At 67.5% G+C, this 22164-nt stretch carries 29 protein-coding genes, 1 tRNA gene and 2 pseudogenes; 25 read left to right on the top strand and 7 right to left on the bottom strand.

Annotation, left to right across the window (positions count from 1 at the left end; translation table 11 throughout):
- Positions 1-19: 19 nt before the first annotated feature.
- The 3 genes from ACGFMK_RS42495 (at position 20) to ACGFMK_RS42485 (ending at position 4992) form a co-directional block, all read left to right on the top strand.
- Entirely contained in the window at positions 20-2596 is a 2577-nt protein-coding gene (locus ACGFMK_RS42495) for a glycosyltransferase (protein ID WP_392775527.1), read from the top strand.
- The gene (locus ACGFMK_RS42490) at positions 2596-4047 is read left to right on the top strand and encodes a radical SAM protein (protein ID WP_392775524.1); all 1452 of its coding nucleotides are present in this window, start codon (positions 2596-2598) and stop codon (positions 4045-4047) included. Before ACGFMK_RS42495 ends, ACGFMK_RS42490 begins: the two co-directional genes overlap by 1 nt.
- 102 nt (positions 4048-4149) lie before the next feature.
- On the top strand, positions 4150-4992 hold the full coding sequence (locus ACGFMK_RS42485; protein WP_392775522.1) for a lysozyme: 843 nt from the start codon (positions 4150-4152) through the stop codon (positions 4990-4992).
- Here ACGFMK_RS42485 and ACGFMK_RS42480 read toward each other — a convergent pair.
- Positions 4989-5273, bottom strand: a complete 285-nt coding sequence (locus ACGFMK_RS42480) for a hypothetical protein (protein WP_392775520.1) — start codon at positions 5271-5273, stop codon at positions 4989-4991. The two genes, ACGFMK_RS42485 and ACGFMK_RS42480, sit on opposite strands and share 4 nt — an antisense overlap.
- A complete protein-coding gene (locus ACGFMK_RS42475; protein ID WP_392775518.1) occupies positions 5270-6157 on the bottom strand; it encodes a cupin domain-containing protein in 888 nt (295 codons plus the stop codon). Before ACGFMK_RS42475 ends, ACGFMK_RS42480 begins: the two co-directional genes overlap by 4 nt.
- Positions 6158-6257: 100 nt before the next feature.
- Between ACGFMK_RS42475 and ACGFMK_RS42470 the strand changes: the two genes are divergently transcribed.
- From ACGFMK_RS42470 to ACGFMK_RS42435, 8 genes and pseudogenes are all read left to right on the top strand, one after another.
- Positions 6258-6941 carry an alpha/beta hydrolase gene (locus tag ACGFMK_RS42470; RefSeq protein ID WP_392775515.1) on the top strand — a complete coding sequence of 228 codons (684 nt, stop codon included), beginning with the start codon at positions 6258-6260 and terminating at the stop codon, positions 6939-6941.
- A gap of 109 nt (positions 6942-7050) precedes the next feature.
- Positions 7051-8286: a GDSL-type esterase/lipase family protein gene (locus ACGFMK_RS42465; protein WP_392775512.1), complete on the top strand. Its 1236-nt coding sequence runs from the start codon at positions 7051-7053 to the stop codon at positions 8284-8286.
- Between the two features lie 56 nt (positions 8287-8342).
- Entirely contained in the window at positions 8343-8732 is a 390-nt protein-coding gene (locus ACGFMK_RS42460) for a hypothetical protein (RefSeq protein WP_392775550.1), read from the top strand.
- Positions 8733-8787: 55 nt separating this feature from the next.
- Positions 8788-8904: pseudogene (locus tag ACGFMK_RS42455) on the top strand (ClpX C4-type zinc finger protein); the annotation flags it as partial.
- Positions 8905-8940: 36 nt separating this feature from the next.
- Positions 8941-9141, top strand: coding sequence for a hypothetical protein (locus ACGFMK_RS42450; protein ID WP_392775552.1), 201 nt, complete (start codon positions 8941-8943; stop codon positions 9139-9141).
- Between the two features lie 48 nt (positions 9142-9189).
- A complete protein-coding gene (locus ACGFMK_RS42445; protein WP_392775509.1) occupies positions 9190-9477 on the top strand; it encodes a hypothetical protein in 288 nt (95 codons plus the stop codon).
- Between the two features lie 477 nt (positions 9478-9954).
- Entirely contained in the window at positions 9955-10941 is a 987-nt protein-coding gene (locus ACGFMK_RS42440; protein ID WP_392775507.1) for a hypothetical protein, read from the top strand.
- Positions 10931-11482: a hypothetical protein gene (locus ACGFMK_RS42435; protein WP_392775504.1), complete on the top strand. Its 552-nt coding sequence runs from the start codon at positions 10931-10933 to the stop codon at positions 11480-11482. The genes ACGFMK_RS42440 and ACGFMK_RS42435 overlap by 11 nt, the downstream gene beginning before the upstream one ends.
- 396 nt (positions 11483-11878) lie before the next feature.
- Here ACGFMK_RS42435 and ACGFMK_RS42430 read toward each other — a convergent pair whose 3' ends face one another.
- The 3 genes from ACGFMK_RS42430 to ACGFMK_RS42420 are packed head-to-tail and all read right to left on the bottom strand — an operon-like array spanning position 11879 to position 13581.
- Positions 11879-12118, bottom strand: a complete 240-nt coding sequence (locus tag ACGFMK_RS42430) for a sigma factor-like helix-turn-helix DNA-binding protein (RefSeq protein ID WP_392775501.1) — start codon at positions 12116-12118, stop codon at positions 11879-11881.
- 12 nt (positions 12119-12130) lie between these two features.
- Positions 12131-12796: a YdcF family protein gene (locus ACGFMK_RS42425; RefSeq protein ID WP_392775498.1), complete on the bottom strand. Its 666-nt coding sequence runs from the start codon at positions 12794-12796 to the stop codon at positions 12131-12133.
- A gap of 20 nt (positions 12797-12816) precedes the next feature.
- Positions 12817-13581 carry a GntR family transcriptional regulator gene (locus ACGFMK_RS42420; RefSeq protein WP_392775495.1) on the bottom strand — a complete coding sequence of 255 codons (765 nt, stop codon included), beginning with the start codon at positions 13579-13581 and terminating at the stop codon, positions 12817-12819.
- A 140-nt stretch (positions 13582-13721) separates the two neighbouring features.
- Here ACGFMK_RS42420 and ACGFMK_RS42415 point away from each other — a divergent pair, with 140 nt between their 5' ends.
- From ACGFMK_RS42415 to ACGFMK_RS42350, 14 genes are all read left to right on the top strand, one after another.
- Entirely contained in the window at positions 13722-14099 is a 378-nt protein-coding gene (locus ACGFMK_RS42415; RefSeq protein WP_392775492.1) for a hypothetical protein, read from the top strand.
- 556 nt (positions 14100-14655) lie between these two features.
- Positions 14656-14820 carry a hypothetical protein gene (locus ACGFMK_RS42410; protein WP_328648227.1) on the top strand — a complete coding sequence of 55 codons (165 nt, stop codon included), beginning with the start codon at positions 14656-14658 and terminating at the stop codon, positions 14818-14820.
- Position 14821: 1 nt separating this feature from the next.
- Positions 14822-14989, top strand: a complete 168-nt coding sequence (locus tag ACGFMK_RS42405; protein WP_392775489.1) for a hypothetical protein — start codon at positions 14822-14824, stop codon at positions 14987-14989.
- Between the two features lie 6 nt (positions 14990-14995).
- Positions 14996-15259, top strand: a complete 264-nt coding sequence (locus tag ACGFMK_RS42400) for a hypothetical protein (RefSeq protein ID WP_392775486.1) — start codon at positions 14996-14998, stop codon at positions 15257-15259.
- Positions 15260-15261: 2 nt separating this feature from the next.
- Positions 15262-15444, top strand: coding sequence for a hypothetical protein (locus ACGFMK_RS42395; protein WP_285476695.1), 183 nt, complete (start codon positions 15262-15264; stop codon positions 15442-15444).
- Between the two features lie 98 nt (positions 15445-15542).
- Positions 15543-16910, top strand: coding sequence for an FtsK/SpoIIIE domain-containing protein (locus tag ACGFMK_RS42390; RefSeq protein ID WP_392775483.1), 1368 nt, complete (start codon positions 15543-15545; stop codon positions 16908-16910).
- Positions 16910-17257 carry a hypothetical protein gene (locus ACGFMK_RS42385; RefSeq protein ID WP_285476693.1) on the top strand — a complete coding sequence of 116 codons (348 nt, stop codon included), beginning with the start codon at positions 16910-16912 and terminating at the stop codon, positions 17255-17257. The genes ACGFMK_RS42390 and ACGFMK_RS42385 overlap by 1 nt, the downstream gene beginning before the upstream one ends.
- A gap of 2 nt (positions 17258-17259) precedes the next feature.
- On the top strand, positions 17260-17481 hold the full coding sequence (locus ACGFMK_RS42380) for a hypothetical protein (protein WP_392775480.1): 222 nt from the start codon (positions 17260-17262) through the stop codon (positions 17479-17481).
- Positions 17478-17897, top strand: a complete 420-nt coding sequence (locus ACGFMK_RS42375) for a hypothetical protein (protein WP_392775478.1) — start codon at positions 17478-17480, stop codon at positions 17895-17897. The genes ACGFMK_RS42380 and ACGFMK_RS42375 overlap by 4 nt, the downstream gene beginning before the upstream one ends.
- Positions 17898-17912: 15 nt before the next feature.
- On the top strand, positions 17913-18119 hold the full coding sequence (locus tag ACGFMK_RS42370) for a hypothetical protein (RefSeq protein ID WP_285476690.1): 207 nt from the start codon (positions 17913-17915) through the stop codon (positions 18117-18119).
- Between the two features lie 18 nt (positions 18120-18137).
- Complete coding sequence (locus tag ACGFMK_RS42365; RefSeq protein ID WP_392775475.1) at positions 18138-18818, top strand: DUF2637 domain-containing protein; 681 nt, start codon at positions 18138-18140, stop codon at positions 18816-18818.
- A 100-nt stretch (positions 18819-18918) separates the two neighbouring features.
- Positions 18919-20268: a replication initiator gene (locus ACGFMK_RS42360; protein WP_392775473.1), complete on the top strand. Its 1350-nt coding sequence runs from the start codon at positions 18919-18921 to the stop codon at positions 20266-20268.
- Positions 20261-20437 carry an AlpA family transcriptional regulator gene (locus ACGFMK_RS42355; protein WP_247052035.1) on the top strand — a complete coding sequence of 59 codons (177 nt, stop codon included), beginning with the start codon at positions 20261-20263 and terminating at the stop codon, positions 20435-20437. Before ACGFMK_RS42360 ends, ACGFMK_RS42355 begins: the two co-directional genes overlap by 8 nt.
- 14 nt (positions 20438-20451) lie before the next feature.
- Positions 20452-21642, top strand: a complete 1191-nt coding sequence (locus ACGFMK_RS42350) for a tyrosine-type recombinase/integrase (protein ID WP_392775469.1) — start codon at positions 20452-20454, stop codon at positions 21640-21642.
- 117 nt (positions 21643-21759) lie between these two features.
- On the opposite strand, the gene ACGFMK_RS42345 is transcribed toward ACGFMK_RS42350, so the two are convergent.
- Together ACGFMK_RS42345 and ACGFMK_RS42340 are read right to left on the bottom strand one after the other, a co-directional pair.
- Positions 21760-21833 (bottom strand) — tRNA-Pro (locus ACGFMK_RS42345).
- Positions 21834-21968: 135 nt separating this feature from the next.
- Positions 21969-22164: pseudogene (locus tag ACGFMK_RS42340) on the bottom strand (hypothetical protein); the annotation flags it as partial.

Raw genomic sequence — 22164 nt, 5'->3', positions numbered from 1 at the left:
ACACGGGAGTCCGCCATCGATGTCAGTGCTCTGGGGCGTGTCCTTCGACGGAACTCCGCTGTCCGGGGTGGTGGTCGAGTTCCTCAAGACGGCGAAGCGCCTGTCCGCCCGCGGGCACCGGGTCCACCTGGACCTCGGCTACGACATCAAGGCCGACAAGGGCGCGTTCTTCCGGCCCTACCGTGACGAGGCCGGGCTGCTGCCGGAGTGGGTCGTCCTCGACCGCGTCGACGGCGTCGAGACGATCCGCGGTTACGACCGCGAGTTCGTCGAGCGGGTGCTCACCGAGGTCGTCCAGCGGGAGGCCGGGGCGGCGCTGCGGCCGGAGCTCGACCGGATCACCGGTGAGCTGGCCGACCGGATCACCGCCACCTGGGAACGCCTCGGCGTCACGATGGTGATGGTCGAGAACGGGACCCTGCCGGAGAATCCGGCGTACACCGAGGCGCTCTACCGCGCGATCGAGCGCTACGGCGCGCGGCACCGGCTCGGCCGGTTCGTGTTCTGGCGCGACCACGACCTGATGTGGCAGAGCGAACCGGGGATCGCGAAGTACGGCCGGTTCCCGTACCGCGAGACGCCGGCGCCGCGGAACTCCCCGCACATCCACTACTTCGCGCTGCACGAAGAAGCGAAGGCGCGCACCCTCGAATGGGTGCCGGGCCTGCGTCACCTCGACGTCCTGCCGAACACGTTCCCCATCGACACCGCGAAGATCGACGCGCGCAACGCGGGTTTCCGGCGCGACCACGGGATCCCCGCGGACGTCCCGCTGCTGGCCCGGATCACGCGGATCATCCCGCAGAAGCGCGTCGACCGGGACCTCCACCTCCTGGCGCTGCTGCCGGGCGCGTGGCTGTTCGTGGCGGGAGACGTCGAGGAGGCACCCGCGGAGTACACCCGGCTCACCGAACTGGCCGACCGGCTCGGGGTGCGCGACCGTGTCGTCTTCGGCGGCTGGCTGACCCCCTACGACACCGCCACGCCCGGCCGCTACTCCGTGCGGGACCTCCTGGCGCACGCGAGTGTCGTGTCCTTCCTGACCTCCTACGACTACGAGAGCTACGGCAACCCGGTCAGCGAGGCGATCGCCTCCGGAACGCCGTACGTGACCAGCGGGTACGAGCTGTATAACGCCGTTTACGGCCACGCGGGGTTCCGGGCGCCGGTGCTGGACATCCGGGCCCGCGACCTGCCGGACGCGGCATTCGCCCGCGAAGTGGCCGAACTGATCACCGACGAGGGGAAACGAGCGGAAGTGGTGCGGGCGAACCAGGAACTCGGGCGGGCGCGCTTCGGCACCCAGGTCGTCGACGACCTGGTCGACCGCCTGTACCCGCCGCCGATGGGTGCCGGGACCCGGCTGAGCGTCGTGCTGCCGGTGTACAACGAGGCCGCCAACCTGCGGTCGGTTCTCCGGACGCTGTACGACCAGCGTGGGCTGGACCGGGAAAGCTACGAAGTCGTCCTGGTCGACAACAACTCGACCGACGACACCGTCGCGCTCGCCCGGGCGTTCGCGGCCGCGCACCCGGACCTGGCCGTCCACGTGATCCACGAACCCGAGCAGGGCGTCTCGTGCGCCCGCCGCGCGGGGATGGACTTCGCCGCCGCCCGCAGCCGGAACCGCCCGGACACCGACCCGGCGCAGCGGTTCTACCTGGTGTCCGCCGACGCCGACTGCCAGGTCGACGCGCACTGGCTGAGCGAGCTCCTGGAGGCGATGGAGACGACCAAGGCGTCGATCGGCGTCTGCGACTACTACTACAACGCGGACCACTTCACCGGCCGTCCTCGGCTGTGGGACGCGATCCAGCGGACGCTGCGCTGCCGCGCCGTCACGTTCTCGCTGTTCGGCGGGTTTCCCGACGGCAAGGGCTTCGCCGTCGAGCGCGACGCCTACGAGCGCGCCGGCGGCATCGAGATCTTCTACCAGCTGCAGGACGGCAAGTTCGTCAACCACCTCTCCGACGACTGGGACTTCGGGATCAAGGTCGCGAGCGGGGGAGACGCGATCACGTACGCGCCGCGCTCGCGGGTCGAGATCAACCCGCGCCGCGTCGACCACGCCATCGACGAGGTGATCACCGGCCGCGCCTACGGCTCCGGCGGCACCATCGTCATGCGCGACATCCGCCCTGACGCACCAGCCACCGGTTCCGACCTGACCGAGGCGGAAGCGTTGCAGGCATGGGAGTTCTCGATCAAGGACTTCACGCCGAAGAACACCATCCTGCCGGTGCTGCTGACCCCGGCGCTGCTGGAGGACGACGCCGTCATCGGGTTCTTCGGCGCGGACCTGGCCGCGCGGCTGGGGAAACGGATCGCCGAGATCCGTGACGAGATGCGCGTCGTCGACTTCACGCCGATCCACGCGTACAAGACACCGTCGTACCGGCTGTACCTCGAGTTCGCCGACGAGCTGTTCTCCTGCCTGCGCAAGCACGTCGGTGACGACATCGGCTACCCGCCGCCGCTGCCACCGTGTTTCGCGGACGTTCCGAAGGAGCGGTTCGCGGAGTTCGTCCACTACTACTGCGAGGACCGCGAGTCCGGAGAGGCCCACAACTACTTCGGCAACGGAGGGGTGTTCTGATGACACTCGCCTACGAAGAGGCGATCGGCTCACTGCACGGTCTCGACCCCGCGTGGCCGCGCCCCGCGGTCCTCGACGTCCTGGAGGCGCCCGAAAACCGGCACCTGCTCGACTACGTGCAGGAGGACCCGTTCGGCGCGCACGTCTTCCCGGGCAACGTCCCCGGCTACGCGCCGGCGGACTTCCTGCGTGACCTGGACGCGCAACTGGCTTCCAGCGCCCCGATCCACCTGTGGTCCTACATCCCGACGTGCGCCTACCGCTGCCGGTTCTGCCAGTACCCGGTGGTGCTGGTGAAGGGGAAACCCGAGGTCACGGACGAGAAGGCGAAGCACTGGGTCGACCTGAACATCCGCGAGGCGCGGATGTGGCTCGACGCCGTCCCGAACCTGGCGGGCGCGGAGGTCGGCGAGTTCAACGTCTTCGGCGGGACACCGTCGCTGCTGCCGGAACCGGAGATCCGGCGGCTGCTGGACTTCTACCGGTCCGAGTTCGGCTTCACCGCGGACACGACCATCCGGTTCGAAGGCGACCCGAGCACGTTCACGCCGTCGAAGCTCGAGCTGCTGCGGGATCTGGGCTGCACCAAGCTGTCCAGCGGCGTCCAGTCGTTCGACGACCACGTCCTCGAGCTGTGCGGGCGGGAGCACTCGGCGCTGATGTGCGTCGACTTCGTCCGCAACGCCCAGAACCTCGGCTTCGAGTGGGTCAGCATCGACCTGATGTACGGCCTGCTCGACCAGACCCTCGACAGCGTCCGCCGGGACCTCGACGTCGTGCTGGAGAACCAGATCACCGCCGTCGTGTGCACCAAGCTGCACCTGGCGTCCTACAGCGACACCCGCACCGGCGTCACCGGCGAGAAGCCGGCCGCGTGGCAGCTGCCGTCCTACCGGGACAAGCTGGTGCGCGACGGCCACCGCTGGCCGACGCTGGGGGAGCAGTACCAGATGCGGGAGCTGCTCACCGACGGCCTGCGCGCGGCGAACTACACCGAGCACCCCACGATGTACTTCGCGCGCGGCGGCCTCGGGCCGGAGAAGTGGAAGTCCATCATGGTCGACCAGGAGAAGCAGGAGGCCGAGGTCGCGATCGGGCTGGGCGGCAGTTCGAGCTGCCGCGCGTCGGAGGCGATCAGCGACGTGAACTCCCGGCGCTACATCGAAACGGTGGAGGCCGGCCGGATCCCGCTGGGCTCGGCGACGCGGTTCACGGCCGAGGCCCAGGAGGCGCGGGCGGTGAAGATGGCGCTGACGACGTTGCAGCCGTTGCGGGACTCGGTGCACGGAGAGCGCTTCCCGGGACGGTCGCTGTTCGCCGAACCCTGGCTCGGGAAGTTCCGCTCCCTGGCCGATCGCGGCCTCGTCCGGCTGGATTCCGGGGCCGGGAAAGTGGAATTGACCAAGACCGGAGAAGTCCTGGTGGAGGCCATCATCACGACCGAGCTCTGAGGACCGAGATCACTCCGACGGGTGACGGAAGTCTCGCGAAGACCGGTACGGGCGTGCAGCATGAGGTCAGCACCGTACGGCCGTACCGAGATCGGAGCCCAGATGAGCCGAGTCGTTCCGGGTCCCCTGGCGAAGCTGGCCGGGGCGGGCGTGTTCGCGGCGCTCGCGTCGGTGGTCGTCGTGACACCGGCGCAGGCCGCTCCCGACTACGCGCACGCCGACACGAACTTCGCGGGCACGCAGATCGAAGCGCACGAAGGGATCCACGGGAGCCCGCTCACGTCCCGCGCGGACGTGGCCGACCAGACCCTCGGGCACGACGTGAGCGGCCACCAGGGTCCGGTCGACTGGGGCGCGGCGGCCGGCGGCGGCGCGAAGTTCACCTACGTCAAGGCGACCGAGGGCACCGGGTTCGTCAACCCGCAGTACGCCCAGCAGTACGACGGCGCGCACGCCGCGGGCCTGATCCGCGGCGCGTACCACTTCGCGCGCCCGGACGTCTCGAGCGGCGCGGCGCAGGCGGACTACTTCATCGCGAACGGCGGCGGCTGGCGCGGCGACGGCACGACACTGCCGGGCGCGCTCGACATCGAGTACAACCCGTACGGCGACGCCTGTTACGGCAAGAACCCCGCCGACATGACGGCGTGGATCGCCGATTTCACGCGCACGTACCTCGCGAAAGCGCACCGCAGCGCCGTGATCTACACCAGCACGACCTGGTGGAAGACCTGCACGGGCAACGCGAACGGGTTCGGCGACACCAACCCGCTCTGGCTGGCGCGCTACGGCCCGGAGGTCGGCGAGCTGCCGGCGGGCTGGGACAAGCAGAGCATCTGGCAGTTCGCCCGCGGCGGTGGCCTCCCGGGGGACCAGAACTACTACAACGGCCCGATCGGCCGCGTCGAAGCGTTGGCGAAGGGCCAGGCGGCTCAGGCGGCCTAACGGCCCTTCCGGATGACGACGTCCGGCCACGGCGGCTTGCGCAGCACGGCGAGCGTGCCGAGCGTCGCGGCCATCAGGCCGGTCATGGCCCCGATCAGCAGGACGCGGGTCGTGTCCACCGCGGGTGCCCATTTGACGTCGCCCCCGCGGACCGCGAACACCCCGGCCGGCTGGAGGACCGGGATGACGGTGGTTCCGTCCGGCGTCTCGTAGGGTTCGCCGAAGACGCCCCCGTCCGGCCTGGCCGCGTCGCGCACTGCTCGAAGCTTCGCCCTGTTCATCCGTCCATCGAACCGGAACTCGCGGTACCGCGCCAGACCCGCGGCGAACTGCCGTAGGCGCGGGAGAAGGCCCTGCTGAAGGCCGCTTCCGAGGCGTAGCCGACCCGTCCCGCGATCCGGCCGACCGGTTCAGCAGTGTTCCGCAGCAGGTGGGCGGCGTGATCCAGCCGTCTGCGCTGCACGTACGCCCCCGGTGGTTCCCCGACCGACTCGGTGAACCGCGCGGCGAACGCCGAGCGTGACAGGGAGCTGAGCCGCGCCAGTTCGTCGACCGGCCAGTCGCGCCCGGGGGTGCGGTGGATCGCGGTGAGCGCCGGCCCCAGCGCCGGGTCCATCGCGGCGGTGAGCCAGCCGGGGTGCGTCGCGTCGCCGGAGGCCGCCCACGTGCGCAGCGACCGGATGAACAGCAGGTCGAGCAGCCGCGACACCATCACGCGGGCGCCGGGCTGGGGCCGCGTCACCTCGGAGAGCAGCAGATCCCGGCTCAGCGGGAGCCACGCCGTGGTCCGGGCGTCTTCGCGGATCACGATGGCCGCGGGCAGGACGCCGAGCAGCGGCCCGGCGACGAGGGGCTCGACGTGGAACTCCCCGGTGACCCACTCCGCGACCGGGGCCGGGCGGGCGACGTGCGCGTCGCCGCGGGCGAACAGCGCCATGTCGCCGTGGTTCAGCTCGACGGGCGCCTCGCCGTCGGCCTCGAGCCGCAGCCGGCCCGCCCCCACCAGGTGCAGCAGCCGCGTCCCGGCCGGGTACCGCTCGACGGTGTCCATCCGGCGGCGCACGTCCCCACCCTGCAGGTGGATGGCCTGCAGGACGTCGGAGAGCGCGTCCTGCTCGCCGTACGCCGGAAGCGAATCGGCAAAGTTTTCCGGTTCCTGGGACATGGTTCTTGCTCGAACCTCCTCGTAGGGTGGTCTCGGGCAGTATGCGTGACCGGCTCCGCACAGGCGGATCCGGCGCGCCGGATCGAGGAGGCAACCCTTCATGGCGGAGAAGCCGACCGTGGTGCTCGTCCACGGCTTCTGGGGTGGCGCCGCCCACTGGGCGAAGGTCATCGTGGAGCTGGACAAGCGCGGTTTCGGAGCGCTCCACGCGGTGGAGAACCCGCTGACGTCGCTGGCCGACGACGCGGCCCGCACCCGGCAGATGGTGCGGCAGATCGACGGGCCGGTGCTGCTGGTCGGCCACTCGTACGGCGGCGCGGTCATCACCGAGGTCGGCACGCTGCCGAACGTCACAGGTCTGGTCTACGTCGCGGCGTTCGCGCCGGACGCGGGGGAGAGCCTCGCGACGGTCAGCGAGGGCCACGACGCCCCGGGCGGCGCGAACATCGCGCCGGACTCCGACGGCTACCTGTGGATCGCGCAGGACAAGTTCCACGAGAGCTTCTGCCAGGACCTGCCGGAGGACGAGGCCCTGGTCATGGCCGTGACGCAGAAGGCGCCGGTCGGCTCGACGTTCGGCGACCCGGTGACCGAGCCGGCGTGGAAGTCGAAGCCGTCCTGGTACCAGGTCTCGACCCAGGACCGGATGATCGCCCCGGACAACCAGCGCCGGATGGCCGCCCGCATCGGCGCCCGCGAGACGATCGAGGTGGAAGCCGGGCACGCGTCGATGGCGTCCCAGCCCGTCGCGATCGCCGACCTGATCGAGCGCGCGGCCGGCTGACAAGATCGGACAGGACCGCCCCCGCGCTGTTGTCGGCGCGGGGGCGGCTCCTTACTCTCGTTCTTGTCGCTTGTTTCGTTGTGTCCTTTGTGGACTACGGAGGTGCCCGGTGCGCGGCAAGGTGGCGGTTCTGGCGGCGGTTTCCGCCTTGGCGTTCGTGGCGGCGCCGGTCGCCGCGGGAGCCGGGCAGGCGTGGTTCACCTCGTGGGCCCAGTCCCAGGACGGCCGCGCGGACACCCCGTTGACTTCCCAGTCGATGCGCATGATCACCCACCTGAGCCAGGGTGGTGACGCGGTCCGCGTCCGGCTGCAGAACACGTTCGGCTCGGGCCCGCTGTCGGTGGGCCACGCGACGGCCGGAGTGAGCGCGGGCGGCGCGTCGGTGACCGCGCCCCGCGACCTGACCTTCGCGGGCAGCCGGGCCGTCACCATCCCCGCCGGGGGAGAGGTCTGGAGCGACGAGCTGCGCCTGACCACCAGGCCGGACACGAACCTGGCCGTGAGCGTGTCCGTTCTCGGCTCTGTCGTTCCGGGCCGCCACGGCGCGGCGCTACGGGACAACTACCTGACCGCTGCCGGCGCCGGGGACCACGTTGCCGACACCGACGGCTCGGTTTTCGCCCAGACGGTCGGTTCGACGTACGTGGTGAGCGCGGTCGACGTGCACAACACGGCGGTGAAGGGCACGGTCGTCCCGTTCGGCAGCTCGGTGGTCGACGGAATCGGCAGCACGAACTGCGGCCCGGGCTGCACCCAGCTGGGCGCGGACCGCCGCTGGACGGACGACCTGGCGCGCCGAGCCGCTTCTTCGGGCCTCGCGGTCGCCAACGCAGGAGTCTCGGGCACGACGAGCGCTCCTACCTGCCCGAACATTCCGCCGGGGGTAGTCGGCCTGGACGCGGCAAGCCGCCTGGACCGCGACGTCCTGGCCCTGCACGGCGTCCGTTCGGTGATCTACTACTACGGAACGAACGACCTGGCGTACGGCTGCGACGCGACGGCCGTCCTGGACAGCTACCGAGCGGTCTTCGCCCGCCTGCGCGCGGCCGGCATCGCCATCTACGTCACCCCGAGCACCCCGCGCCCCGGCTACAGCGACAAGAACAACCTCGATCGCCACGAGATCGCCCTGTTCGTGGAACGCTGGAACACCTGCGGCGGCCTGTGCTCGGGAATCCTGGACTTCGACGAGGTCCTGAAGGACCCGCTGAAGCCGAACAGCATCAACCCGGCCTACGACAACGGCGACGGAATCCACGCGAACGCGGCGGGCCAGCAGGCACTGGCGGACTTCATCTCGATCCCGATGCTCACGACCGGGTCGACTTCCCACCCGATGGGCTGACAAGGCGAGTCGCAACGCCCGCGATGTGCGGGTAGCTGCGCAAAGTACGTCGCGTGATGAACAACTCGATGGACGACGCGGGGTGCTGCCTGCTGTCGGTGGCCTGGAACGTAGCCCCGCTGCTGGAATCCCCGCCGACGTCCCGCCGGGCCTCCCTGCGCGCCACGGTCGAGGAGACCTGCCGCGTGACCGGCCTGGGCGCCCGTTCATGGGCCGCTCGTCACGGCATCGGAACGGAGGCGGAGTACCGCCCCTTCCTCCAGCTGGCGGACGTAGCGTACGAGATCGCCACGTTGCTGCTCCTGGTAGGCGACTTCCTGGTCCCGGACCTGGAGCGCGAACACCGCCGCTGGGCCGAGATCGAGGCCTTGAAGTCCCGCCTGGAGGAACTGTCCGGCTGGACGTCTTCGTTCCTGGGCTCACTGACCTTGTCAGGCCGCCCCTGACGCGCGTAAGGTCCAGCCTGACAGATCGACTCGCTCCATCCATCCGGGAGCTTTTATGACTGCCGCGGTCGTCGCTCACTGCTCGTTCTGCGCCCGCCCAAACACCGAGGTGGCAACCTTGGTAAGCGGCCCAGGAGTCTTCATCTGCGACGGCTGCGTAGCGCTGTGCGCAGCAGTGATAGAAGGCAAGCCGACGTCGATTACCGCAGTGGCCCCCTGGGACCAGGAGCTGACCCTGGAGGCGGTCCTGGCTCGCCTGTCCCCGGTGGCCGCGGCCGGCACCCAGGTCCAACAAAACCTGACGGCCTGGGTCCACAAGGCCCGTTCCCTGGGCGGCACCTGGACCCAGATCGGCACGGCGCTGGGCATGACCCGCCAGTCAGCATGGGAACGCTTCTCCGGCGAGTGAGCCGGCAACCCGAATCAGCTATCCGGCTACGGCCATATAGTCGATGTCATGGGCTGGGTGGTCGCAGGCATCGTGCTGTTCGCCGTGTACTCCGTCTTCCTGCTGCAACTCGCGGCCATGAGCGTCGCCATGAACGGCGCTCGAAAGAAGCCGCCGACCCGCTGGTCGGTGCCCGGCATGTGGCTTCTGCTGTTGTGCGCCCCGTTGTGGGGCCCCGTCGCCTGGCTGATCAACAGACTCGGCTACCGGATTCCCCTGCTGGGAACGCCTTTCCCCCTGGGGCGTCGCGTCCGGGCTCGTGTGTTCCAGGCGAGAACTCGAACTCGTCGGCACTGAACCGTTCGAGGCCCCCTATGCGGGCCCGGGCATGAAAAAGGCCACCTCTACCTGCGTAAAGGTGGCCGATCCGGTCGGGCTGACAGGATTCGAACCTGCGACCCCTTGCTCTAATCGCCCAGCGGGCAGAGCTGCAGGGGTAGTGATCGATGGCTGCTCGACCTGCGGCAATGTTGTGCTCATGCGTGGTTGTTGATCGTTGGTTGTCAGTACGGTATGGCATGCATGTGGCATGGAGATCGCCTCGCCGGGTCGGTGTCGACGCTGGTGAGCGTGGCAGCTGGCGAGGGCCTGCATGGCTGCATTGGCCCGACGGCCGGCTTCAAAGAACCCTTATCGAGCAGGTCGTCGGTATCCGTACGAGTGTTACGGTTTGACTTCGCAGCCGACTCAATCGTTACTGTGCGTTGCGACTACCCCAATCGTGGGTACTATTGCGTGCCATAAGTATGATCTTGTACGCAGGGGAGGCGCGAGATGTCGAAGTATGCATACGTCGCATACAGGGTGACGGTCTCGAAGTCGGGTCAACCCGACGATCCGCTTGACGTGGGGAACTTCGACGGCAAAGGTGCGGACCTGGTTGCCTATTTTCATGGCTTCTTGCGTTGCATTGGCGAGGAGTTTATCCGGCGTCAGAAATACGACCAGTACCTGGCTGTTCCGGAGCTTGTGCCGCGAGGTAGGAGGGTCGAATTCGTCACCGAATACGGTCGCTACGGCCTTCAGGGCACCCTGGTTGACACGATTAGCGGAGAGAAGACGCATAGCTACGACGAGGATGAATCTCCGGTCGTCGAAACAAGGAATATGTTCGTTTCTCCTGCGGAGGGTCGTTGGGCTATATTTCTTGCGGAGAGATATGGTGGACGTGGCGCCGCATCGCTGATTTTAAGTGAATTCAAGAGGGCATTCCGTCAGTGCTTTGAGAATGAAGAACTCATCGTGAAGTATGATGGCCTTCTGGATCCGGCGGCGTGGGCAGAGTATGTTGAGAAAGCTGACATGACTGAGATGCAAGTGAAGCGATTTGGTCCTTCGCCTGACTTTGCTGATCCGGTGGCGGCGAAATCTGTTGGCCGGGTGGTGTCGCGTGTCCGGCCAATGCGTGGACAGAAGGGCTTTGGTCGCGCCTTTCGAGATAAGATCATCAGTCGCGAGATTCGCGCCCAGGATATTATCGGCATTCCGGTTATTGACGGCGACGAAGTCGAGCTGAAGCTGAACGACGGGGAGCAGCAGCGTAGTGTCATCCTGGGAGAAGAGGCCAATCCTGTCCTCGCATACTTCCTGGTTGGCGATAAAGAGGAGCGGCCATCTGATGGTGCTGTCTACGCTGCCATGCGCAAGAAGGTGATCGATGCGAAGGCAAACCTCGGTCTTACGCTGCCGCAGCAGTGGAAAGACGGGACGTGGGACGACTCGCTCCTGAGCGTGAAGCTGGAACCAATCCGTGACAGCTAAATGGTCTGTGGTGGCGATTTTTAAGGACCATATCGGAACTCTTGTCGATGCGAGAAAGAAGAAGCGTCCGGTTCGAATTAGGGACCTTCTGGTTTTCTATGGAATTCCGTTGGTGGTCGCGATCCTTGTAATATTGCCAGAGTTTAATTTCTCGTGGCTTGCGTCGAAGCCTGGCTATCAGAGGTTTGCTGACTTTCGCGTCCGGGGACTCGAGGGTATTCTTTCCGGTGTATCCATTTATACTGCCCTTTTATTCGGTCTTTTGATTCAGATATTTCAGATTAAAGCCAGATTTCTGGACAGGGTAGATCAGCGCGCAGGCGCAATAAAGAGGAATGACGAATTAGAGCACAACGTCTCATACGCGGTGCTTGTTGGTATATTCACGACTGGCTATCTGGTCCTAGTGGTAGCGACGACGCCAAAGGATACGTCTGCTGGCAGGATTCCAAGTGCAATTATAAGCTTCTTAATTATTCATTTGATTCTGACTCTTTTTATGGTATTGAAGCGGGCGCGTGCTGTATACAGCAACTTGTAGGTGATTTTCAGCTAGTGGGTGGCCTTTCGGCATCTCGACGACCTGGCGTAGCCCAATCACGCTGTGTCAAGGGGGCGCTATCCGCGCGACCGCCGCCTACCTGCCGGGCTGCCCCCTTGACACGGCGTGATAGCCCTCGGGGAGGTCGTCGAGATGCCGTTTGGCCGCACACGGACGCAACGGCCGCGCACGTCCCGGCCATCTCGATGGCCTGCCCGTCCGGCGAGGACATTCTCTTCTTCTTGAGCTGCGGTCCCCGGGGCAGCCGCCGGCCGGTCGCGTGGGTGCCGGAGGCGGGCCCCGCGCGGGCCGGCCGATAGCGGCGCGGCCCCGGAGGGGCCGCCTTGAACAAGAAAAGAAACTCTGAACACACCGATGCTGCAGGCCGGGGAGAGGTCACGAAGACGGTGGTGGCTGAGAGCGGATCTGAGTGACACGGCCCTTGGTGATCCCCAGGGCGGCAGCAATCTCGGTGTAGCTCATCCCGGTGTCGTGGGCTTGCTCGATCGCGTCTTTGCGTAGGTGCGACAGCTCGGCCATGCGACCCATGTAGACCTCGATCATCGCCGTTGAGCGCTTCGCCCGGCGGATCGGGTCTGGGTCCTGGCGAACGCGCTCGAACTCGTCGTCATCCACTGTGGCCGTTCCCTAGCTGGTCGGGAGGAGGCGGCTGTCGTATCCGGCGGTGATCAGCCGGTCGTAGGCAGCCTCGACCTCGCTGGGGACCTCCTGGGGGATGGCGTACCCAGCATCGGCGTAGACGGTCAATCGCTGGGTGTCGCCGACGAGCATGTCAATCACGCGCTTGGGGTCTCCGATGCCCTCGACGTAGTCGTTCAAGGACTGCTGGATCGCCGAACACAGGAAATCGACTTCGGGCCACAGCTTCTTCGCCGTGGTGTAGGCCCTGCGCTGCTGGTAAGGACGGCTGAGAATCAAGGCTCTGGTAACCGGAGTGCCGCGCTCACGGAGCAGCTCGCGCGTGAACTCGAAGTTCTCGGCGGTGTTCGTGGCTCTCGGCTCGACGAGGATGGCGATGTCCGGGACCCCCGCCTCCATCGCGATCTCCCGGTAGTGCACGGCTTCGCCTCGGGGGAACCTTTCGACGGTTGTCGGCGCGTTGGCACCCGTGAACACGACGACGGGGAAGAGGTCCTTGGCGAAAAGCTCAGCCGTGTAGACGGCAACGCTCGGGTCATGGCTTCCGAGCCCGATTGCGACGTCGACAGGTGCGAGGGGGTCGTCGATGCGATGGAAGTTCCACAATGTCTCGACGTCGTCGCGCAGTTCGTCGGGGATGGCTGGCGCGGGCACGGGCGTCCTCCTCGGTCTGTCTACTCGGGAATGTCGAACGTGTAGGACCAGGCGAAACGGGACGCGGCGTGTACCCCGCGCGCGAATTCGATCGGCGTGCCGTCCGCGGTTCGTGTCGTGCGTTCGAGGATCATCACCGGTTCGCCTGCCGGCAGTTCGAGCTCGTCAATCTCATCCGGCGTCGGCATCCGGGAGTGGAACGTCTCGGTCATGCTGTCGGGCTCCAAGCCTTGCAGCGTGAGCACCGCGAAGCCGCCGCCCGGCGTGGCCGTCCCCGGCTTGGGATCGACGATCGGAGTGTTCTCGACATGCTCCGGGCGGTAGTAGCTCGTGAGCGTATGGGTCGGGTTCCCGTCCTGCTTCACCAACCGTGCACGTTCGTAGACAGGGCTGCCCGGCTCAATCCCGAGAGCCTGCGCGACGTCGCTGTCGGCATCGACCTTGTGCACCTGGTTGGTCTGGTCGTTCCGGTTCCAGGTCTGGCCTGAAGCTTCACGGTCGGCGGCGAACGCCACCAGGCCGAACTTCCACTTGCTCTTCGCGTAGCGCTCGACACCAAGCCGCTTCATCGGAGGCCGCGCTCGGACCACAGTGCCGCGCCGGCGGACGGACGTCACAAGCCCTTCGGCTTCGAGGACGCTGATCGCCTTGCGCACCGTGTTGACGTTGATGTCGTACTGCTCGGCGAGGTCGTCTTGCTTGGGCAGGGTGCTGTCCGGCGGGTAGTCGCCTGCCTTGATCGCGTCCCTGAGCAGGGAAGCCAGGTCGCGGTAACCGATCGTCACACCGCCTCCTCTCGATGGCCGATAACTCTATCTCTACCTGCAGTCTACCGGCCAGGCGGCTTGATAGAGATAGTTCTATTGACAGCCGACGTCGACCCGTGTCTAATAGAGATAGTTCTAACGACGACCTTGGAGGCGACATGCAGGACATCCCGTTCGTCAGCTCGGGCTACCGGTTCATGGTCACGGAGGCTCCGATCATGAAGATGCGCGAGGTCAAGGGGGAGATGGTCCCGGCCGTGGACCGCGAGGGCAACCAGGCGTTCGTGGTGATGCTGTTCGCGAAGCCGCGTCAGGTGGAGGGGCGCCGACCGGGTAAGGGCGAAGAGATCAAGGTGACGCTCGCGGTGGACCCGGGGGAGGGGTTCGAGGAGGGTTCCTACGTCGAGTTGATCGACCCGGTCCTGAACACGTGGCAGACCACCGGTGATGACGGCCGGATCAGCGGCTCGGGTCTGTGGTTCAAGGCGCTCGGTTTGAAGCCTGTCGGGGCGGGTGCTGCGCAGCGCGCCGCCTGATCCCGGCCTCATGACCGGTGGGTGACCGGTTCGCGCGGCTACCTCCCCGGCCGTGGCGTCTTCACCACCCTGGAGCCCTTCCCAAGTCGGTTGGCTGCCCGTTTTCGAGTCGGGCAAGGGCACTTCTCGTTCATTGACAAATACAGAGTGGGCCGATCCATGCCTAAATCCGCGCTGTTTGTGGTGGCGCGCCTCGATTCCCGGCCGGACCTGTTCGTCCGGGAGTCCTGGGGTTTCACCACGAAGTACACGAGTGGAGAGGAGAGGCGAATGGGTGGGATGAACGCGATTCGGGGTGGGTTGTCGTCGTATGACCCGCACGGCCCGAAGCGGGGTTAGCGATGGCTGACCACGTCTGCTCGGCAAGTTTCTGGCTTTCGCCGACACGGATTGCCACGTGCACCGTGTGCGGCGCTCAGTGGGAGATGTAGGGAGGAAAGGCAGTGTTCACGTACCTGGTGTGGCTCGTGCTGGTCGGGCTGCTGTTGGTCGCGGCCCCGGTGTTCGGGGTGCTCGCGCTGGTCTCGGGGCTGGCGCTGGCGTGGAAGGCCGGACGGTGAGCCGCCCGGTGAAGGTCGGCACGGTGATCCGGATGCTCGCGGCCCGGCTGGAGCGGGAACGGGCCGCCGCGCTCACGGAACCGACCGAGGACATGGGATGGCAGGCCGGTTTCTGCGAGGGCCTGAAGCACGCACAGCACGTGATCCGGAACGGAGACTGACATGCCGGAAATCCAGGCGATCATCACGGCCGCGAGCGAGGCCTACCGGGCTTTCGTGGCCACCGAGCCGGATCGGGACATCAGGGTCGCGGTCGGGAACGCGGTGCGCTTCCTGGCGGCAGACCTCACGTCGGCGGCTGAGCTGGTCGCCACGACACGCGAAGGGTAGAGCGGAATGCAGATCGCTGCACTGAACCGGCGGGCGCAGCAGCGCTACGCCACGTTCGTGAACACGCTGGACATGGTCGCCGAAGTGCTGGCCGAAGTGGACAAGTTGATCGCGAAGTACGACGACAACGCCATGTCCGACTCCTGGACCGTCGCCAGCAAGGACGACCTGAAGTCGTTCCGCACCAAAGCGTTCGACGAACTCGACCGGCTCCGGCTGCTGGGCAAGAAGCACGAGGCGGAACTCATCTCCCGGGACTGGAGGTTCTGACCATGGCGCACCAGGTCGACCGGGTCGTCGATGACCTCGCCACGTCGCTCGTGCAGCTCAAGGAATCGATGCACGGGATGCCGATCAACCGCAACGGCTTCAAGGCCGCGCACGACCGGATGGGCCGCGCGATGGGAACGCTCATCACCGAGCTGACCGACGCCCGGACCGCCATCAAACCCTGACCAACCCCACATGACCTGTTTCGCACGCGACCGGCCCCGCCACCTCCCACCACGGGACGCGGGGCCGGTCTCGTGCTGCACGAGAGGACCACCACCCCATGACCACCCCCAAGTCGTCCCGCAAGACCGGGACCGAAATCAAGGCACTCAAGTGGCTGCTGCGCCACCCCGGCGCCACCGTAGGACCGACCGCCGTCCTCGGCTCCGGTCTCGAGCTCGGCTGGAGCGCCACCGGCGGGATCACGGGCGGAACGGCCGGCGCCCTGCTCTGCTGGTACCGGGCGCACCCGGACACCTTCGACCACTACGCGGCCCCGCGGCTTCGGGCCTGGCGCCGCCGCTGGTCGGTCTACCTCGGGCCGCGCTTCACCCGGGCGCTGCGGGCCTGCGACATGTACGTCACCGACCGTAAGACCGGTGAGGAGCTGTTCCCGAGGGTCACCCGGCTGCGGTCCTACTCCCCGTCGGTGGACGTGGTCACGATGGCTCTGGCGCGTGGGCAGGCTCGCCGCTCGATCGAGGAGAACCTCGAACGGCTCGCCGACACGCTGCGAGTGCAGCGGATCGCGTTCGAGCACCCGAAGCCCGGCTACGTCGCCCTGATCATCGAACGGACGGAGCCGTTCACCGAGACCATCCCGGCCCCGGAGATGCCCGAGGAGGCCGACGCGGTCGACATCGACGACATCTACGTCGGCGAAACCGAGTACGGCACCGACTGGCGGCTCGGGCTGCGGTCGCACCTGTTCATCGCGGGAGCGACCGGCGCCGGCAAGAACTCGATCGTCTTCTCCGAGCTGCGGGCGCTGGCTGCGCTGATCCGGGACGGGCTGGTCCGGCTGTGGATCTGCGACCCGAAGCAACTGGAGTTCCGCAAGCTCGGGGACGCCGGCGTCGCCTACCGCTACGCCGACACCGAACAGTCGTGCGCGGAGCTGGTGGAGGAGTACGTCGCGGACCTGCGCGCCGTGCAGCAGTCCTTCGCCGGGACCGGGCGCCGCAAGATCGAGGTGTCGCGGGAAACCCCGCTGAACCTGCTGATCATCGACGAGATCGGGGCGCTGCTGGCCTACGGCGACGGCACCATCGCCCGGAACCTGCGCAAGCTGCTCGCGATCGTCGGCTCCCAGGGCCGCGCCACGGGGCACTTCATGACCGCGCTGGTGCAGGAACCCGCCAAGGACGTGGTCCCGGTCCGGGAGCTGTTCCCGACCCGGGTGTGCCTGCGGGTCACCGCTCAGTCGCACGTGGACATGGTCCTCGGTGAAGGCGCCCGGCTGCGTGGGGCGCTGGCGGATGAGATCCCGAACGTCGCGGACACCGCTGGTATCGGGTACGTGATCCGGCAGCGCACCCGCGTCCCGCAGCGCGTGCGCGCCGCCTACGTCGACGACCGCGAGATCGACGAACTGATCACGTTCATCCGCTCCGGCCGTCCGGCCCCGGGTCTGTCGGTGGTGGCGTGATGACCGCGATCAACTACCCGGCCGTCGTGCACGCCCCGCACTTCGCGCTGGAGTCGCGGACCAAGAAGGGGATGGTCCCGCTCAGCGACCGCCTGTACTCCTCCAAAGAGGACGCCGAGACCTGGGCGATGGTGCTGCGGGAGCCGGGCGAGCGGGTGTTCATCGCGGAGTACAGCGTCGCCTACTACGCCCGCTGCGTCGTGTGCGGCGAGTTCTCCGACCACGAACGCTGGCGCACTGCCGAATGGACAGACCTCGTGGAGTACCTCACCCACGAGCCCGGCTGGCGCTGCACGTCCGAACAGCTCGTGTTCTGCCCGAACCACCGACCCGATGAGGAGGACTGACCATGTGGCGTCTCGGTTTCTACGTGTGGCGAGCCTGGCTCTACGCCAAGTACGGCGTCCCGGCCGCGCTCGTGCTCTACCTGATCCACCTCGGACAGGGCTGGTCGGTGCTGTTCTGGATCGTGGCTGCCGCGTTCGGCTGCGTCGGGCTCGGGATGGTGCTCGGGGTGACCGAGTTCCGCAACCGCGAGTTCGGCGACATCGGGCGGGAGCGCATCCGATGAGCCGCCGCGCCGACCCCGGACAGCTCGGCCTGTTCGGCACCCCCGCCCCGACGCCGGCACCGACCACCGGCCGCGCCTGTCCTCCGGCCCGGGGACGTCGCAAGCCGCTCGGCTCACCCGGCAACCCGCTGGTGGCCAAGGACGTGCTCGCGGAAGTCCGGGACGGGAAATTCGGGCTGCTGGACGACACCGACCGCGTGATGGTCCTCGACGGCGAAGGCCACTGCCGGGCCGCCCAGGAGGACGACGTCGTCATGCACCTGGTGTCCATCGGCTACGTCGAACGGAGCCCGGCCCGGGAGACGATCTCGTGCCTGCACGGCGTGGTCCGCAAGCCCGTTCTGCCGCTGCGGCTGACCCGACGTGGCCGGGACATGCTCCAACGCTGGTCCAACCTCGCCCCGTTCGGAAACTGACCGGAAAGGACAGTCATGCTGCCGATGCGCTACCTCACGCACATTGATCGCCTGATTTACGAGTACTACACGACCGATCTGAGTATCAGCGCCACGGACCGCGAAAGCCCCACCTTCAGCAGTCCTCGGCTGGCGGAACTCGCGGACGACATCGTCGCGCAGCTCGAACAGGAAGCCGACCACTACCGCGCCTACGCCCGCCGCTGGCGCGGCGAGAACTGACCTGAAAGGAGACTCATCATGTCCACTGCGGACAGTTCGAACAAGACTCGTCGGCTGGTGGACGTCGTCCGGGTCCTGGTCGCCGTCATCCTCGGGAGCATCGGCGCGGCGGCCGGGTTCACCCACACTCACGACTGGGCCGTCCATCACGGACAGCTCGGCTGGATCGCGTGGGCCGACGCTGTGGTGATCGAGGGCATCGTCATCGTCGCCGGGTTCGAGATCCAGCGCGACCACCGGAGCGGCGGAGCCCGCAAGCTCACGTTCCCGATGGCCGTGCTCGTGGCCGGGTTCGGCGTGCAGATGGCCGCACAGGTCGCACTCGCCGAACCCAGCCCGGCCGGATGGCTCGTGGCCGCGATGCCGGCACTCGGGTTCCTCGTGGTCGTCAAGCTCCTCATGCGCCGCGCTCCGGCTCCCGAAACCCCCGCGATCCCGGTGTCCACCCCGGACCCCGAGCCGGTCACCGTGACCGCCTCCAGGGCCGATGTCCTCACGCACCCGGCCCCGCCGGCCGCTGTGGTCGCTCCGGCCCGGCCCCGGCTCAAGCTCCCCGCTGAGCTGACCAGCCGGATCAACACTGTGGCCGAAACCGCCCGCAGCGAAGGGCGCGAGCTGACCATCGAGGAGATCCGCCGCGTCGTCCGCGTCCCTGAACCGATGGCCGTGCAGATCCTGCAGGACCTCGCCACCGGCTGACCCACGTCCCGACGCACCCCGCCACGGCGCGGGAGCCCGGCCACTATCCCGGCCCGGGCTCCCGCGCCGTTTTCATGCCTGCCAAACGAAAGGCTCCGACATGCTGACGTTGGAAGACCGTCTCGCCGCCCGCGTGAAGGCTCTGGACTACCAGGACTGGCGAGCCAAGGTCCGCGCCGTCAACGGCTGCGCCCGCCCCATCCGGCTCTCCGGGGCGCACCAGCTCCAGGACGCCACCACCGGCGCCGTCCTGCACCACCACGGCGGGGACATCTTCGCCCCGTGCGGCAACCGCCGGTCCGGGGTCTGCCCGGCCTGCTCCGACCGCTACGCCGCCGACGCCTTTCACCTCATCCGTGCTGGGCTCATCGGTGGCCATAAGGGCATCCCCACCACGGTCGGGGACCGGCCCCGCGCGTTCGTCACCCTCACTGCCCCGTCCTTCGGGCCCGTCCACACCGCCCACACCACGAAGTCCGGGAAGCGTCGGCCGTGCGGCTGCGGGGAGTACCACCACGATGACGACACCCGCATCGGCGCCCCGCTGGACCCGGAGACGTACGACTACGTCGGGTCGGTGCTCTGGCAGGCCCACGCGGGCGTGCTGTGGCAGCGCTTCACGATGCGGCTGCGCCGGGAGATCGCCAAACGGGCCGGGCTCAAGGCCCGCGAGTTCGCCGAACAGGCTCGGCTCTCCTACGGCAAGGTCGCGGAGTACCAGCGGCGCGGGCTCGTGCACTTCCACGCCGTGGTCCGCCTCGACGGCCCCGATGGCGCGGTGTCCCCGGCTCCCCGGTGGGCTCACCCTGATCTGCTGGAAGACGCCGTGTACGCGGCTGCTGGGGCCGTGCTCGTGCCCGCCGCTTACCCGGACGGGACCGAGCTGCCGCTCACCTGGGGAACGCAGGTCGACGTCCGACGCATCGAACCGGCCGCCTCGGCCGAGCTGGAAGACGACGCCGGCCAGATCTCCGAAGCCCGGCTCGCCGCGTACATCGCGAAGTACGCCACGAAGGGCACTGGCAAGAGCGAAGCGGCTGACCGGCCGATCCGCTCCCAGCTCGACATCGATCACCTGAAGGTGACCACGCATCACCGCCGCATCATCCAGACCGCCTGGGACCTCGGGGACCTGCCGGCGTTCGAGGACCTGAAGCTCCGGCGGTGGGCGCACATGCTCGCGTTCCGGGGCCACTTCCTCACGAAGTCGCTGGTGTACTCCACGACGTTCAAGGCCATCCGAGGTGACCGCCGGGCCTTCCGGCTCGCCGAAATCCTCGAACGGCTGGGACTTGACGACCGCGTCGACTCGATCGCCGTGGTCAACGACTGGACCTTTGACGGCTCCGGCTACCGCGACGACGCGGAACGCGAACTCGCCGCCGGTATTGCCGAGCGCATCCGAGACGACCGCAAACTCAAGTACAGCAAGGAAAACAACCATGAATGACCGTCTACTCAGTATTGAAGATCTGTCCTCTTACCTCCAGGTTCCGGTGAACACGCTCTACCAGTGGCGCAAGACCGGCAAAGGCCCGGCCGGGTTCCGCGTTGGCAAGTACGTCCGCTACCGGCCGTCCGACGTCGACACCTGGATCGACGGACAGGCGGCTTGCTGATGGCGCGGGTATGGGTGTACGACCGCACCAAGACGAAGGGTTTCGCCGACCTTGTGAAGGTGGCCAAGGGGAAGGGGCGAACCCCGCCCGCACGGTGGCTCGTCCGCTACTACGACCGCGCCGGGAAGCTCCGCTCGGAAGTCGCTCCCAACAAGGCCAAAGCGGAGGAGCGGCAAGCCGAGCTGACAGCGTCTCTCGCTGCCGGAACCTACATCGATCCCGACCACGCGAAGGTGACCGTGGGGGAGATGGCGGAGAAGTGGCTCATCACCCGCCATGACCTCAAGAAGTCGACGTGGTGGAAGTATCGCGGCTTACTCGACAACCACGTCTTGGCCAAGTGGGGCGACCAGCCGCTGACCGCCGTCCGGCGCGAAGACGTCGCGCTGTGGGTGGCTGAGCTGATCCGCTCCAAAAGCGACGGTGGCAGCGGCCTCGGACCTTCGCAGGCCCGCCACGCCTACCGCGTGCTGGCCATGGTGCTTGAGTGGTGCGTGCCGACGCGGATCCTGACCAACCCGGCTCGCGGCGTGACGTTGCCGATTCGTCCGGAGGCAGAGCACGTCTACCTCACGTACGAACAGGTCGAAAGGCTGGCTGAGGCGTCCGGGACGCTCCGTACGAAGTACGACCGGCCGACGGCTTCGGCTGCGGTGAACAAGGCGCTGATCCTGCTTCTCGCGTACACGGGCCTCCGTTGGGGCGAGGCCGCTTCGCTCCGAGTGGGACGGGTTGATCTCGACAAGCGACGCATCCGGGTGGTGTCGACGTTCTTCGAGGTCGGGGGAGTGCAGCATGAGGGCCTGCCGAAGAACGGCAAGCGCCGCACGGTCTCCATCCCGGCGTCCCTGGTGCCCGAGCTGCGCCGCGTGATCGGTGACCGGCCAGATGACGCGCTCGTCTTCACCACCGCTCGGGGCGGCTCGCTACGGTCGCACAACTGGCGGACGCGGGAGTTCAACCCAGCAGTGCAGGCGGCCGAACTCGGCATCGCCGGGCTGACTCCGCACAAGCTCCGGCACACCGCCGCGTCCCTCGCGATCGCGGCCGGCGCCGACGTGAAGGTCATTCAGCAGATGCTCGGCCACTCCGACGCGGCCATGACGCTCAACATCTACGGGCACCTGTTCCCTGACCGCCTCGATGAGGTCGCGGACGTGCTCGACGCCCGGCGTACCGCCGCGCTGGCAGGGATGGCCGCTTGATCCGGGAGCCCCGGGGCGATGTGACACGTATGTGGCATGCCCCGGGTTCTTGCCGTCCAGGGCAGATGCTGGACATGAAAAAGGCCACCTCTACCTGCGTAAAGGTGGCCGATCCGGTCGGGCTGACAGGATTCGAACCTGCGACCCCTTGACCCCCAGTCAAGTGCGCTACCAAACTGCGCCACAGCCCGGACCCGCACTTCTCAGTGCGTGTGAGTACTCTAGCGCGCCCTCGAAACGGTCCTGTAACCAGGGTACCTTGCCCGCCTGACCTGCGGAAACCTGGCGAAATGGCCAGTGCGCAAGTCGGGCGGGCAAGGGGTGGGTCACGCTGGGTTGTTCGCGTGGGTCAGCGTCTGCCACGCGACGAACAGGGCGTTCGTGCCGGCCGGGCGCTTGCTCTCCGTCAGGGTCTGGGTGTTGGACATCGCGATGCCCAGGCGGCCGTGGAGGGCGTTGAAGCCGACCTCTGTCACCGGGCCCAGGCCTCGATTGACGCTGCCTCCGCAGAGCCACGACGGG

It is taken from the genome of Amycolatopsis sp. NPDC049252, assembly GCF_043197175.1.
Classification (GTDB): Bacteria; Actinomycetota; Actinomycetes; order Mycobacteriales; family Pseudonocardiaceae; genus Amycolatopsis.
This window is presented reverse-complemented; position numbering and strand designations above follow the sequence as displayed.